Source organism: Duganella margarita (assembly GCF_009857535.1).
Lineage (GTDB): Bacteria > Pseudomonadota > Gammaproteobacteria > Burkholderiales > Burkholderiaceae_D > Rugamonas > Rugamonas margarita.
The window spans coordinates 191,604-204,903 of record NZ_WWCS01000007.1 but is presented as its reverse complement, the minus strand read 5'-3'; the positions used below and the strand labels follow the sequence as shown (position 1 = coordinate 204,903).

Genomic DNA, 13,300 nt, shown 5'->3' with positions numbered 1-13,300 from the left:
GTATGTACCACTTAAATTATAAATTTTCATATCCAAATAATTCTGTTGCGTTTAAGCGGAACAGGTATTGAAATCGGCTGACAACCATGAAACAATGGTACGTACCTTTAAAACACAAAAACAACCATGACCATACCTTATACCGCCCCCGCCTACATCACCTTCACCGGCATCGACCGCGCCGACCTGCTGCCCGGCATGCTGGCGCTGTCCGCGCGCTACCCGATCGAATGGGGCGTACTGCTGGACGCCGCCCAGGAAGGCGCACCACTGTTCCCGCTTGCCTCGGTACGCGACGCCCTGCGGGCCGCGCCACTGCGCCTGTCCGCCCACATCTGCGGCGGCGCCGCGCAGGCCATCGTCCAGGGTGGCGATCCGGAATTGAACCTGGCCGGCTTCTCGCGGGTCCAGATTAACCATGCGCGCGCCGGCAGCAGCGACAGCGAGATCCGCCACAGCGCCAGCTTCGCCGCACGCCATGGGGTTCGGGCGGCGCTGCAATGCCAGGGCGAGTTCCCGGCCGACCTGCGGGTCGATTGGCTGTATGACGTTTCCTTCGGCACCGGCGTGCGGCCGACCACCTGGCCACCAACGACTGCCAGCCTGCCGTTCTGCGGCTACTCCGGCGGCCTGGGACCGAACACCGTGCGCGATATGCTGCCGAAGTTTGCCGTCGCCTCCGGCGCCGCCTACTGGATCGACATGGAGTCCGGCGTGCGCAACGAAGGCCGCTTCGACCTCGCAAAATGCGAGGCGGTGTGCCGCATTGTTTTTGATGAGTTGCCGCGCATCGCCAGTTAAACTGACCAGCGATTTTTCCCAACCTTGAACCGGAGACGAATATGCGGCGACTTCTCATCGTGGCGGCCAGCGTAGTGGCGCTTTGCGGTGGACAGCACAGCATGGCGGCCTCGCCGCCGCCGAAGATCATCATCGACAGCGACTTCGGCACGCTGAACGACGACGGCCAGCTGCTGGCCATCGCCGCGCAATTGCAGGCGCGCGGTCGCGTCGAGATACTGGGCTTGACACTGGTCTCCGGTAACAAGTGGCTGCGGCAGGAGACCGCCGAAGCGCTGAAATCCGTTGAGCGGCTGGGCATTGCGCAGCAGGTCGGCGTGTACGCCGGCGCCAACTACCCGCTGTCGCACGATCTGGCCACCGTGCGCGCCGAGCAGCGGATGCATCCCGGCGGCGACGGCTACCTGGGCGCCTGGAGCCGCCCGGAACCACGCTCCGACGCCGACCTGGTGGCGCCGCCGGACGGCTATGCCAGCCATACGGAGCTGCGCGAACAAAGCGCCGCCGAATTCATCGCCGACAGCATCCGCCGCCATCCCGGCGAAGTCACGATTCTCGCCATCGGGCCGCTGACCAACATCGCGCTGGCGGTGCGGCGGTATCCGGAAATTGTTCCGATGATCGGACAGATCATCTACATGGGCGGGGCCTTCGACGTGGCCGGCAACACCACGGCGGCGGCGGAATTCAACTGGTGGTTCGATCCACAGGCGGCGCGCGAAGTGCTTGGGCTGCCGGTGCGGCATGTGATCTTCCCGCTCGACGTTACCGACACCGTCAAGATCGACAAGCAGGTCTACGACCGCGTGGTATATGGCGCCGCCCGCGACGGCATCATCGCGCGCCTGTTCAAGCAGCTCAACGGCTACGGCTACGACGGCAGGAACGGCTTCGAAACCAATCCAGCCTACAGCACCGATGTGTGGGATACGCTGACGCTGGCCTACCTGCTCGACCAGGGATATGCCACGCGTACCGTGCAGCGCTGGGTGGAGATCGACACCAGGGTCGGCGCCACCAATGGCCGCTCGATCGGTCACGCCACCGCGCAACCAGGGCTTCAACTGGCGACCATCGTGGAGCGCTTCGACAACCGCCGCTTTTTCGACTTTTACGTCGACGGCCTGACGGCCGCCGTGCCGGTCGTGCCATCGCGTGCCTCCAGCGTGGAGGGCAAATGAGTAGCGACCCGCAGGCTTCGCTTCTGGCGCTGGTCAAGGGCATGCCCAAAGCCGAACTGCACATCCACATCGAAGGCTCGCTGGAACCGGAACTGATCTTCGCACTGGCCCACCGCAACGGCGTGACGCTGCCCTATGATTCCGTCGAACAGCTGCGGCGCGCCTACGCCTTCAATGACCTGCAATCCTTCCTGGACATCTACTACGCCGGCACCAGCGTGCTGCTGACCGAGCAGGATTTCTACGACATGACGTGGGCCTACCTGCAGCGCGCGCATGCCGACAATATCTGCCACACGGAACTGTTCTTCGATCCGCAATCGCATCTGTCGCGCGGCGTGAACTTTGCCGCCATCGTCGGCGGCATCGACCGCGCGCTGGGCGATGCCGCCGCCGAATGGGGTATGACCAGCGGCTTGATCATGTGCTTCCTGCGTCACCTGTCCGAAGAGGACGCGTTTGCGACGCTGGAACAGGCCATGCCTTACCTGCCGGCCATTGTTGGCATCGGCCTTGATTCATCGGAGCGCGATCATCCGCCGGAAAAATTTTCGCGCGTCTTCGCGCGTTGTCGTGAACTGGGCCTGCGGCTGGTGGCGCATGCCGGCGAAGAAGGACCGCCGGCCTACATCCGCGACGCCCTCGACCTGCTGCACGTGGCGCGCATCGACCACGGCGTACGCTGTCTCGAAGATCCGGCGCTTGTTGAACTGCTGCGCGCGCGCCAGGTGCCGCTGACGGTATGCCCTAAGTCCAACGTCAAACTGAAAGTATTCCCACAGATGGCGCAGCACAATCTGCGCGCGCTGCTGGACGCCGGGTTGATGGTGACGATCAACTCCGACGACCCGGCCTATTTCGGTGGCTACATGAACGAGAATTTCACGGAGATCTTCTCGGCGCTGCCGCTCGACCGCGACGATGCCCTGCGGCTGGCCTGCAACAGCTTCGATGCTGCTTTTGTGAACGACGCCACCAAGGTCGGATACCGCGAACAGTTGTACGCCTACTTCGACCGAGCCGGTCCTGCCTAGCCCGCGCGCCTCTCCGCGCCAGCCAGCTCCTTGACCCGCAGCACCGCCAGCGCTTCGGCGGCCAACGGCTTGCTGAGGACCTGCATGCCGCGCTCCAGATGGCCGTAGGGATGGTGATTTCCACGCCATTTCAAACTCTAAACTTTGGTTTTGCGCCCACGCATGGATGTCTTTCCCGGAACGCTTTGTCCGTACTCACTCCACCATGCACTGAGGGCTTCCATCGTAGGTCCTAGTCCACGGGCCTTTTGGGTGATTTCATACTCGACGCGCGGAGGCACTTCTGCGAACACCGTGCGCAACACAAGCCCGTCCGCCTCCAACTCACGAAGCTGAGCCGTCAACATGTGCTGTGTGATTCCTGGAATCTCTTTGCGTAGCTCCCCAAACCGGTAAAGACGCTGGTTAAGCAGCCACATAATTTCAAGTTTCCACTTCCCCGAAAGCAGAGAAAAAGCGCGCCGCATTTCCTCATGCATGTTGATTTGGACCGAGCCTTTAGTCATCTTTTCCATACTAAGCCCCATTTTTTCATCCTACTTGTAAGTATTCATGTTAGTCGATACCCTCGATGCGTGTTGAACTAAAACACTTGATTAGGAAAACTTTTATGGTCGCTACATACACTTACTGGATCAGTACCACGCTGCTTTCGCTGCTCTACCTAGCATCGGCCTTTATATATATCAACAAGCGCGGCTTTGTCCGAAAAGCACAAGCAGAGTTGGGCTACTCTGCCTCAAACCTCGTGCCATTCATGATCGTAGTAAAGATTCTTGGTCCGGCCGCGATTCTGTTGCATTTCAATGTGGCGCTCAGCGATCTCGCCTATGCAGGTATGTTGTATCACCTGATCCTGTCAGGGCTGGCGCACTTGGGTGTTAGCAAGCCTAAAGGAACAATCCCTGCAGCTGTTGGACTCATCCTGTTGGCCCTTTCATTCGCAACGCAGAACGCGGCTCGCGAACTCCCGTCTCCCTATGCATCGGGTATGACAGTCATCCAAGCAACTCTTAATTAAAGGAAAAATTTTATGACCCGACTTATTGGAAAAATAGCAGTCGTTGTCGGCGCCGGACGCGGCATCGGCCGAGCTAAAGCAAAGCTATTCGCAGCCTAAGGAGCTAAGGTTGCAGTCCTTTCGTTGAGGCAGGCGAATATCGATGCGGTCGTGGCCGACACCGAAGCAGTTGGCGGAACGGCCAGCCAAGAGCAAAGCCTGGGAATCGAGCAGGTGAATCAAGCCATCATTCAGATGGACGGCGTAACGCAACAGAATGCAGCTCTGGTTGAGGAGTCAGCAGCAGTTGCTGAGTCCCTGCAGGACCAAGCCGTGGCACTTTCGAACGTTGCCGGAAAATTTGTATTGAATCAAAACGGCATGACTAACCATTCCGCGCGTCCCTTGCTAGTACCCACACAGCAGCTGAAAGCTGTTGGTGTAAAAAAAACCAGCCGTGGCGCAAACCAAAGCTCGTCGCTCAGCGCTAACGCGTCCGGAATTAAGTCCAAGGCTAGAGCCGAGAAGGATTGGGTTGAGTTCTGAGGCGAGGAAATTTCTTGCCCGATCGGAGACTTTGCTTTGCCGTGGCCACAAATGCAACTCGCTCCCTTAGAAAAACCGAGTCGCGCCTCATCGTCATGGGTTTAAGCCACCCTAGAGGTGACTTTGAGATGTTATGTGCGCATTACGCGACTGGCGATGCTCGAATGAGAAATGCTGTGATCTCTTCGAACGTGCCGAAGTTGATGTCGCTGCCAACCCTGTTGTCGCGATACCAGGCTATCTGGCTGCGCTGACCCTGATCGAAATGGTGCCGGACCAGCGCGACGCCATCCTGGCCCGCGCCGATGCCTATGCCCATAACCGTCTGGTCTGCGGCGTGCACTACCCGAGCGACATCGCCGCCTCCAAGCTGCTGGCCTACACTACCCATGCGGTGATGGAGACCAATCCGCAGTACCAGGCCGAACTAGCGCCCGCCAGGGCTGAGCTGCGCCGTCTGCTGGGCTTGCCGGCGGCCGAATAAGCCTTAAAGAGGTAGCCGTCGCAAAAAAAAATCCGCCGGCGGCTACCTCCGCCTATCCATATTTAGGTAAGCAACTTGAAGCTAAAAATACTGTATGCAAAATTAGGTAATTTGAATGCACAGTTGCAACACCTATCCGATTAGCGAATTACCTAAAACCAAATACAGTTACCGGGCCCTACCTGGTTCAATCTATGAAATACGAAACTGTATCTGTATTGAGAATTAGAGTGCTGTTAACCTCAGCAGTCCTCGATCGCGCAGCAGCGCCATGACCTGATCAACAGCGGCGGGCACTGAGGTGCGATCAGTATCAATCACCACATCCGGGCAACTTGGCGGCTCATAACTAGAGGAAATTCCGGTGAACTGTGCCAGCGTGCCGTCCCGCACGCGTTGGTACAATCCCTTGACGTCACGCTGTTCACAGACCTCGAGCGGGCACCGACAGTAGACCTCAAAAAAGGTATCTGCGCCGATCTGCGCGCGTACCGATTGTCTGTCTGAGGCAAACGGAGAAATAAATGCACAGAAGACGATGGTCCCCGCGTCGAGAAACAATTTGGCCAGTTCACCGGCCCGCCGGATGTTTTCTGACCGATCCTCATCGCTGAATCCCAAGTCGACATTGAGACCACCTCGAAGCAGATCACCGTCAAGCACATACGTACGGTAGCGTTCGTGATGCAGGCGCATTTCGACCGCGTGTGCCAAAGTGGTCTTGCCAGACCCGGACAGGCCAGTCAACCACAGCACAGCGCCGCGGTGCCCATGCAATTTGGCCCTGGACGCTGCGGTCACGTGAGATGTTGGCGACTGGAGGACGTCAGTTTGCATCATGCTATAGCGTATAAAGTGAGATGGACAGACACTTCGATGGCGACGGATCGAAGTGCCTGGATTCAATAACGAGACATCACATCAGCGACTAAGCGGCCGTCCGAACAAAAGATGCGTGTCCGAGGTCACAGGCAGCAAGTGTCCGGTGTCAACACCATGATCGGCACCAAATGCCGACATCGCCTGGATCAGGCTTGCGCTCTGCGATACCGTGCCGGCGGAGGCCACCAAGCTTTGTACCTGCGCTTGAGTTGATGCCGTACCTGCTTCGAAGTAGGCTGGAGCGAAGGTCGAGGGGTTCAGGCTGTCCACCAGATCCGCCTGGTAGGCGGACGGCAACGGTGCGGTGAGCATAGCGGCAGTCGCGTGCGCCGCAGGCTGAGCCAAGGCATTGGACGGAGTGGTCTGCTGAGGATGGGCGGGTTTCGTCGCACTGGTGGCGCTGCCGCCAATAAGGTCATCGTCGTCGCCATAATAGCCGCCCCCTGTTTCAGAGCCGCCACCGCTATCGGTCGGGTCGGAGTTCCAGTTCGAATCGGACGAATTCGCTCCCCAGCTACTGTCATACAAGCCATTATTGACGTTAGACTGGTTGCTGCCCCAGTTTTTGGTTTGGTCGTAGTCGCCCCAGTTAACCGTGTGGGTCCCCGTTCCCCAATTCTCGGTCTGGTTGTAATTGCCATCGACTTCGACATTGGTGCCGCTGCCGGTGGTGTTGGTGTCATTATTATTGCCGTTCACAGTCACCGAGTCACTGGCGCCACTCGTGGACACGGTGCTTGAATTGCCTTGGATTACGGCAGCGCTATCACCGTTGACTGTTACGGACGAATTATCTTCAACATTCGTGGTTGACCCGCTGCCGTTAACAATCTCTGCAGTGCCCGCATCCCTGCCGTTGCCACCGATCGTAATGTTCGAGCCAGTACCGGCGTTGACCGTGTCGCGGGTGCCGGTGACAGTCAGCTGGCTGCCCGCAGCGGTGGTGATGGTCGCGTTGTCGATGGCAAAATTGCCGCCGGTCCCCGAATAGTTGGCAGTGACCGTGCCATCGGCATTTTGCGTGGCCACCATCTCGTTTTGCAGCCGCCCGAGGACTTCGTTGATGGTTTGCGTATCGGTAATCGGCTTCGTGATATCGTTCATGAAAGTTTGCACCGATTGACGGGTATAGCCGTCGGGGCTGTAGATGTAGACGATGTCACCGTTGAACGTGTCCGTATTGGTTTGCTCGACCGGCCCAGGCGCGGCGGTGTTGGCGTTCACCTGGTTGAGGTAGCTTGCGCTGTCATTGGTGAGTTGGGTCAGGTAGCGATTGTACTCGGCTGGATTGGTGTTCCATGCCTTATAGATATCCGCTGCACCGGTCGCTGCCGCAATCCGTTTCTTATCCAGGTAAATGGCGATACCGTAGCGGATGTTGGACTTGTAGTCGAATCGATTATACGTGCCGAGATCGATATTTTTGTCGATCTTGGAGTTCGATAAGCGTGACGCCGCGTCTGCTGCAGTCGAATCGGTAATCTGAAACACCCCGGATGCACTGGTCTCGTATTTCGTGCTGTTCAGACTCCTCGCTGCAGCATCGGGGTTAAAGCCGGATTCGACTTTTGCGATGGCGATCAGGTTGGCGATATCCTGGTTGCTCAGACCGAATACCTTACCTTCCGAAATAATTTCGTTGATCACGGCAGTTTTGGTTGCCGCCGTCGCATCATTCGCATTCCGCGACATACCGTTGACCCCGCTAGAGTTAGGGGTTAGTGCATCGTTGTGATGATTAGTCGTCATGATATTTATCGGGTCCTTAATATGTGTTTCTCGGCGCTGACGTGGTAGTTGTCTTGTTTGAACAAATCGTTCAGGAAGTCGTCAACCGCTTTGGTTCCGGACAGGTGCTTAAAATTCGCGTCATCGAACATTCCCGCAGTGGAGCCCAGATATTTCCCTTGGGGGGTGAACACGTCGGCCCATTCGCAAACACTGCAATTACCAAAATTGGTACTAGATAAAACTACGTAGCTGGTGTCGTTTTTTCGATAGCATTCTCCTGTTGTAATGAATTGCTGATTACCGCGGTTGAACTGGTACTTGTAAACCACGGCCGTTTTGGTACCATGCGCATCAAACTGGACCGACTGCGTGTGGCAATAAGGCAGGTCTTGTTCCTTTTCCTCGCACTGGGTATCGATTGAAATCTTCGCCGGCGCGCAAAGGAACGCGTCATGCTTCGCGTAGCGCGGCGTCACCGGCGCGAGACCTTGATCGGCGGCATGCGCTCCAGCGAGCACCGCGTGAAACAGCATCAGACCGACGCAGAGTTTGGGGAATATGTCGTGCATGTTCATTACCTTTTTCAGAGTTAAAGAGAAATTGTGGTCAGCATCAGTGCAATCGCGTCACGTCGAATTTTCCGCTGGTAATCAATAATTGGAAGTGGGCCGAGCGCCACTCGGCATGGCTTGAAACGCTCTCCAGTTCCGCCTCAGCGAGTGCAGTTTGCGCATTCAATATTTCCACGATGTCGGCAGCGCCACCGCGATAGCGGCGCTGCGCACTCGCCAGCGTGTCCCGTGTCGCATTTAACAGGCGTCCCGCAGCCTGCAGATTGGCAGAGGCAGACACGACATCGGCATACACCTTCACCACCTCTTCGCGAACGATGTGTTGGATATCGGCCAGCTGCTGCAAGGTTTGTTCAGCCTGCGCTTCTGCCTTGCGCACGCGGTAAGTGTGGGCGTAGCCGTCGAATATCGGGATATTCAGCGCCACGCCGATGGTAGTCACCCGCGAACTCAACGCAGACAGCCCCTGCCCAGGATAGCCATTCTTGTACGAATTGATACTAAAATCGACGGTTGGCAACCCCTCAGCGCGGGTGGCACGAATTCGCTCTACCGACGCCAGCCGTTGTGCCTGTAGCGCGCGGATTTCAGGGTGTGACACGACGACCTCATCCAGCCATGCCGCGAGCGGTCCACCAACATCGTCTCCATCAGTGATGACCTTCTCAGTCGATAGCACCGGTAGCACCAGCGGGGTACCCGGATCGAGGCCAAGGGTGTAAGCGAGTATCGCGACCGCTTTGTGGTAGCTGCCTTGGGCACGGCTCTGGTTTAACGCAGCCCTGGCAACGGCGGCAGCAGCTTGCAGCACATCGCCATGGGCGGCCAAGCCGTTGGCCTCGCGGCGCCGGATGCTTTCCAGCGTTTCCGCCGCAGTCGCTTCGCTACGCTGCCGACTTTGCCAAGTGGCGGCCGCAGTCTGGACATCAAAATAGGCGCTCACAGTGGCATTCAAGATTTTTTGTATCGATGCATCATGACTGGCCAGTGCTGCCTGCAGCAGCGCTTGGGAGGACTTTTCGGTGGCGGCTCGTTGGCCGAAGTCAAGCACTCGCCAGGCCAACGATGCATACACCGTGTTGCCTCTGACCGACGTCGCTGGTGGCCCCACATCGTCATAATTGGTGCGGGTATTCAGACTGCTGAGATTGACAGACAACGTGGGCAAATAAGCCGCCCGGCTGATACCGAGTTCGCTAGCCTGCGCTTTCACTTCGGCCCAAGACGCTTTGATTTGGGGGTTGTTACACAACGCAAGGTCAACGGCAGTCTCAAGGTCCAGGCTCCCGCCGGGCACCTGGGGACTGTCGCAAGCGCTATCGTTGACAAGCCTGGCCGGCATGACGTTCAGCGGATCATTGAAGGGATCGCTGAACAATACGGCCATTGGATTGCCCGCCTTCGCCGGCATGAGTATGCCGACACAAAGTTCCGCAACCACCATACACGCCACTTTCGCCAGCCTAGCGCTCATGCATGCTCTCCTTTGCCTCGCGCAAGATGGGGGACATCAAGTAGTCGAGCACCCGGCGACTGCCGGTCTTTACTTCCACACTCACCGCCAAACCAGGCGATAGCGAGACGGCGCGCTGATTGGTCACGATTATTTTTTTATCCAGCGTAATCTTGACGGTGTAGAGCAGGCCGCGCTTATCATCTGGCACCGCATCGCGGGAGACGTGCGTGACCGTCGCCGGAATAGTGCCGTAGCGCGTGTATTCGAACGCATCGACCTTGACCGCCGCCGTCTGCCCTTCCTGCACAAATCCGATGTCCTTGTTCTCGATCGTGGCTTCAACTTCGATCGCATTCGCGGACGGCACGATTTGCATCAGCGGTTGCGCCGCCGGCACCACGCCACCGACGGTGTGGACGTTCAACTGCTGTACCGTGCCATCGATCGGAGCGGTCAATTTGAGTAGGCGAGCATGCGAAGCGACCCGCAATGCGTCCTGTTGCGCCGCAGCCGCCACATTTTGGCTATCGATAAGCTGATCGTAGGCGACGGTGCGCGCCTCTGTGATCAGTTCGCTACGTCTGTTCTCCGCCTCAAGAAGTTGCGCCTCCAGCGCCAGCCTGGCTTGTTCTTTTTCCAGCCAAGCGTGCTGTGAAACATCATGCTCCTGCAGCAGCGCGCGATAGTCGCTCGCTTGTTGTGTGATCAACGGCAACGCAGCCCTGCAATGCGCAATATCGCCGTCTATCCGCTGGAGCTTGCTAAGGTGATCCCGGTACTGCGCCTCCAGGTGCGTGCGCTCCAGCTGCCACTGAATCGCATCGATATTGGCGTCCGCTTGTTGCATGTCCAGCAGGGATGGCCAGACCGGAATGTGATTGCGGTCGATGGCATCGATCATGCCCCGCGCGCGGGCCGCCTTCAGCAGCGCTTCGCTGCGCGATTTAGTCGCTTTGCCATGCTCCGCGTCCTCGGGACCAGTATCCAGTTCCACGAGGACATCGCCCGCCTTTACTTCCTGTCCTTCCAACACATGGACCGCCTTAACACTGGCGACGTCAACCGAAGCAATCGATTTGGTGTGGCTACTGGGAATGATCTTGCCGGTGGCAAGGACGACGATGTCCAATTGCCCCCAATAAGACCAACCCAACAGCAATGCGAACAATGCCAGCAGCACGCGGCCGGTCAGGCGTGCCGTACCCGACACGGGGCGCTCCTGAAGCGACAGCGCGGAGGGCAGAAAATCGGCCTCCGTTTGGGTGAAGGCGACGCCGTTCAGTTCCTTTCTCCGTTGCCAAAAATGTCGCCATGTACGGAGATAATGGTTCAAGAGGCGGCTCGTCGCACCGATGCGCGCAGCGCCCCTCATGCTGTCGCCTCCATGGTGTAGGCAGCCGGCATCGCCGCATGGGGCGTACAAGCATGCGATTCCTGCAACCGGTGCAAGCTGGCGTACAACCCGGATGGGATATTGAGCAACTCCTGATGACTGCCTATTTCGGCAATCTGACCACGCTCCATGACGAGGATGCGATCGGCATCACGCACGGCTGACAAACGGTGGGCAATAATCAGTACTGTTCGCCCGACGCATATATCGCGCATATTGTCTTGAATGATTTTTTCCGATTCATAGTCCAGCGCGCTTGTCGCCTCGTCGAAGATCAGGATGCGAGGATTGGTAATCAACGCACGTGCGATGGCGATGCGCTGACGCTGCCCGCCGGACAGACCGGTGCCATGTTCGCCGAGTTGGGTGTCGTAGCCGTTCGGTAGTTCGCAAATGAAGTCGTGCGCACCGGCCAACTTGGCGGCACCGATGACTTCGTCGATAGGCGTTGATGGATTACTCAGCGCTATATTGTCCCGGATGCTGCGCGCGAATAAGGTGTTCTCCTGCAGCACCACCCCGATCTGATGGCGCAAAGAGACGCTGTCGCTGATGGCAATGTCCTGCCGATCAATCAGAATGCGTCCGCTGTACGGCGCATACAGCCGCTGAACCAGCTTGGTCAGGGTACTTTTTCCTGAGCCTGATCGTCCGACGATGCCGATCACCTCGCCCGCAGCGATAACCAGATCGAGTTTTCTTAAAACGTCACCGCCGTCGGCTCGGTAGCGGAAGCTGACCTGGTCGAAGCGAATAGCGCCTGCCAATTGCGGCATGGGTGATTGCTGCGCGCGGGTTTCGGCGGGTGTATTGAGGATGTCCCCCAGGCGCTGCATCGAAATGCCGACCTGCTGAAAATCGTTCCATACCTGCGCTAACCGAAGGATCGGGGAAGATATGTGGCTGGCGAGCATATTAAAGGCAACTAACTCGCCGACACTCATACTTCCCCCAACCACGTCCTTTGCGCCATACCACATGATGGCTGCCGTGACTAACTTGTTGATCAGACTGACCCCGCCGTTTGCGACCATGGCGATGTTGGTGGCAGCTAACCCGGCACTGACATAGCCGGCCAACTGGCGCTCCCAGCGTTGTTGCCAGCGAGGTTCTACCGCCATGGCCTTGATCGTGTCGATACCATGCAGTGTTTCCACCAGAAAGGACTGGTTTTCGGCGCCCCGGTTAAATTTTTCAGTCAGCCGTGCGCGCAAAATGGGAGTGCACGTCAGGGACAGCACGCCGTATAACGGAATCGATACCAGCACAATGAGGGTCAGGTCGGCGCTATAACACAGCATCACCAGAATGAAGACGAAAGAAAATAGTAAATCCAGCACCAAGGTAATTGCGTTTCCCGTCAGGAAGGTGCGGATATTTTCCAACTCCCTGACCCGCGCCACCGAGTCGCCGACGCGACGACTCTGAAAGTAGGCCAGCGGCAGATTCAGTAGGTGCTGGAACAGCCGGGCGCCGAGTTCCACGTCGATCTTGCTGCTCGTCTGGGAGAACACATAGGTCCGGATGCCGGTAAGCACAGCCTCGAACACCGTCGCGCATACCAGCCCCAACGTGATGACGTTCAACGTTTGCATGGCGTGATTGACGAGGACTTTATCCATCACCACCTGGAAAAACATCGGCGTGACCAAACCGATCAACTGTAAAACAAGTGATATCAGCAGTACTTCACCGAGTAGCTTGCGATACTTGATCACTGCAGGAATAAACCATGAGAAATCGAACTTCGCTAAGTCGCCGGAAATGCTTAAAGCACTGGTAAAGTAGATCAGGTCTCCCGTCCAAAGCGCGAACAACGACGCCTCCGTGATCACCTGCGGAGCGCTGCCGGGATGCTGAATCAGCACGCAAGCACCGGCATCGGCACTGTGCGCGGTATATTTAGCGACAATGAAGAACTTGCCGCTGAGGTCCATGGCCACTGCCGGGAGTGGTGCTTGGGCCAAGCGCGCCGGTGCTTGTTGGACGACTTTCCCCTTCAGGCCAATACTGCGTGCAGCCAGGACTATTTGCTCAGCACCGAAGATTTCACTCAACGCGAATTTATGGCGCAGGGTTGCTTCGTCGGCGGCGATGCCATGCAAGTGTGCAATGCCCAGCACGCACCCCAGTCCCGTATCGAGGCCAGACGGCGCGCGATCTGATTCCCGAACGGGAGCATGCGACAATATATTAACCATGTTTCTAGAGGAGCCTGGA

Annotated in this window: 14 protein-coding genes; 6 read left to right on the top strand and 8 right to left on the bottom strand. The window is 57.7% G+C overall.

Annotated features, from left to right (window positions below):
- Positions 1-126: 126 nt before the first annotated feature.
- From GTP55_RS13430 to GTP55_RS13420, 3 genes are read left to right on the top strand one after another with little or no spacing between them, the layout of a single operon-like run.
- A complete protein-coding gene (locus tag GTP55_RS13430; protein ID WP_161045440.1) occupies positions 127-801 on the top strand; it encodes a phosphoribosylanthranilate isomerase in 675 nt (224 codons plus the stop codon).
- Positions 802-842: 41 nt separating this feature from the next.
- A complete protein-coding gene (locus tag GTP55_RS13425) occupies positions 843-1,982 on the top strand; it encodes a nucleoside hydrolase (protein WP_161045439.1) in 1,140 nt (379 codons plus the stop codon).
- Positions 1,979-3,016 carry an adenosine deaminase gene (locus tag GTP55_RS13420; RefSeq protein ID WP_161045438.1) on the top strand — a complete coding sequence of 346 codons (1,038 nt, stop codon included), beginning with the start codon at positions 1,979-1,981 and terminating at the stop codon, positions 3,014-3,016. Before GTP55_RS13425 ends, GTP55_RS13420 begins: the two co-directional genes overlap by 4 nt.
- Here GTP55_RS13420 and GTP55_RS29580 read toward each other — a convergent pair.
- Together GTP55_RS29580 and GTP55_RS13415 are read right to left on the bottom strand one after the other, a co-directional pair.
- A complete protein-coding gene (locus GTP55_RS29580) occupies positions 3,013-3,150 on the bottom strand; it encodes a hypothetical protein (protein WP_202423696.1) in 138 nt (45 codons plus the stop codon). The two genes, GTP55_RS13420 and GTP55_RS29580, sit on opposite strands and share 4 nt — an antisense overlap.
- Positions 3,151-3,153: 3 nt before the next feature.
- Positions 3,154-3,531 carry a winged helix-turn-helix transcriptional regulator gene (locus GTP55_RS13415; protein ID WP_161045437.1) on the bottom strand — a complete coding sequence of 126 codons (378 nt, stop codon included), beginning with the start codon at positions 3,529-3,531 and terminating at the stop codon, positions 3,154-3,156.
- Between the two features lie 95 nt (positions 3,532-3,626).
- On the opposite strand from GTP55_RS13415, the gene GTP55_RS13410 reads away from it, so the two are divergent.
- From GTP55_RS13410 to GTP55_RS13400, 3 genes are all read left to right on the top strand, one after another.
- Positions 3,627-4,037 (top strand): DoxX family protein, encoded by a 411-nt coding sequence (locus GTP55_RS13410; protein WP_161045436.1) that lies wholly within the window; start codon positions 3,627-3,629, stop codon positions 4,035-4,037.
- A 150-nt stretch (positions 4,038-4,187) separates the two neighbouring features.
- Positions 4,188-4,562 carry a hypothetical protein gene (locus tag GTP55_RS29575; protein ID WP_202423705.1) on the top strand — a complete coding sequence of 125 codons (375 nt, stop codon included), beginning with the start codon at positions 4,188-4,190 and terminating at the stop codon, positions 4,560-4,562.
- Positions 4,563-4,695: 133 nt separating this feature from the next.
- The gene (locus tag GTP55_RS13400) at positions 4,696-5,046 is read left to right on the top strand and encodes a phosphatase PAP2 family protein (protein WP_161045435.1); all 351 of its coding nucleotides are present in this window, start codon (positions 4,696-4,698) and stop codon (positions 5,044-5,046) included.
- 225 nt (positions 5,047-5,271) lie between these two features.
- On the opposite strand, the gene cysC is transcribed toward GTP55_RS13400, so the two are convergent.
- The 6 genes from cysC to GTP55_RS13370 form a co-directional block, all read right to left on the bottom strand.
- Positions 5,272-5,886: an adenylyl-sulfate kinase gene (gene cysC / locus GTP55_RS13395; RefSeq protein ID WP_202423695.1), complete on the bottom strand. Its 615-nt coding sequence runs from the start codon at positions 5,884-5,886 to the stop codon at positions 5,272-5,274.
- A gap of 81 nt (positions 5,887-5,967) precedes the next feature.
- Positions 5,968-7,677, bottom strand: coding sequence for a transglycosylase SLT domain-containing protein (locus GTP55_RS13390; RefSeq protein ID WP_161045434.1), 1,710 nt, complete (start codon positions 7,675-7,677; stop codon positions 5,968-5,970).
- Positions 7,678-7,682: 5 nt separating this feature from the next.
- The gene (locus GTP55_RS13385) at positions 7,683-8,228 is read right to left on the bottom strand and encodes a hypothetical protein (RefSeq protein ID WP_161045433.1); all 546 of its coding nucleotides are present in this window, start codon (positions 8,226-8,228) and stop codon (positions 7,683-7,685) included.
- A 43-nt stretch (positions 8,229-8,271) separates the two neighbouring features.
- Complete coding sequence (locus GTP55_RS13380; protein ID WP_161045432.1) at positions 8,272-9,705, bottom strand: TolC family protein; 1,434 nt, start codon at positions 9,703-9,705, stop codon at positions 8,272-8,274.
- Positions 9,695-11,020, bottom strand: a complete 1,326-nt coding sequence (locus GTP55_RS13375) for an HlyD family type I secretion periplasmic adaptor subunit (RefSeq protein ID WP_229257914.1) — start codon at positions 11,018-11,020, stop codon at positions 9,695-9,697. Before GTP55_RS13375 ends, GTP55_RS13380 begins: the two co-directional genes overlap by 11 nt.
- Before the next feature lie 35 nt (positions 11,021-11,055).
- Complete coding sequence (locus tag GTP55_RS13370) at positions 11,056-13,281, bottom strand: type I secretion system permease/ATPase (protein ID WP_161045430.1); 2,226 nt, start codon at positions 13,279-13,281, stop codon at positions 11,056-11,058.
- Between the last annotated feature and the right edge of the window lie 19 nt (positions 13,282-13,300).

Excerpts from the sequence above, each read along its gene's own strand:
- GTP55_RS13430 (WP_161045440.1), top strand. The coding sequence starts at position 127 with ATGACCATACCTTATACCGCCCCCGCCTACATCACCTTCACCGGCATC.
- GTP55_RS13425 (WP_161045439.1), top strand. The coding sequence starts at position 843 with ATGCGGCGACTTCTCATCGTGGCGGCCAGCGTAGTGGCGCTTTGCGGT.
- GTP55_RS13420 (WP_161045438.1), top strand. The coding sequence starts at position 1,979 with ATGAGTAGCGACCCGCAGGCTTCGCTTCTGGCGCTGGTCAAGGGCATG.
- GTP55_RS13415 (WP_161045437.1), bottom strand. The coding sequence starts at position 3,531 with ATGGAAAAGATGACTAAAGGCTCGGTCCAAATCAACATGCATGAGGAA.
- GTP55_RS13410 (WP_161045436.1), top strand. The coding sequence starts at position 3,627 with ATGGTCGCTACATACACTTACTGGATCAGTACCACGCTGCTTTCGCTG.
- GTP55_RS13400 (WP_161045435.1), top strand. The coding sequence starts at position 4,696 with ATGTGCGCATTACGCGACTGGCGATGCTCGAATGAGAAATGCTGTGAT.
- cysC (WP_202423695.1), bottom strand. The coding sequence starts at position 5,886 with ATGATGCAAACTGACGTCCTCCAGTCGCCAACATCTCACGTGACCGCA.
- GTP55_RS13390 (WP_161045434.1), bottom strand. The coding sequence starts at position 7,677 with ATGACGACTAATCATCACAACGATGCACTAACCCCTAACTCTAGCGGG.
- GTP55_RS13385 (WP_161045433.1), bottom strand. The coding sequence starts at position 8,228 with ATGCACGACATATTCCCCAAACTCTGCGTCGGTCTGATGCTGTTTCAC.
- GTP55_RS13380 (WP_161045432.1), bottom strand. The coding sequence starts at position 9,705 with ATGAGCGCTAGGCTGGCGAAAGTGGCGTGTATGGTGGTTGCGGAACTT.
- GTP55_RS13370 (WP_161045430.1), bottom strand. The coding sequence starts at position 13,281 with ATGGTTAATATATTGTCGCATGCTCCCGTTCGGGAATCAGATCGCGCG.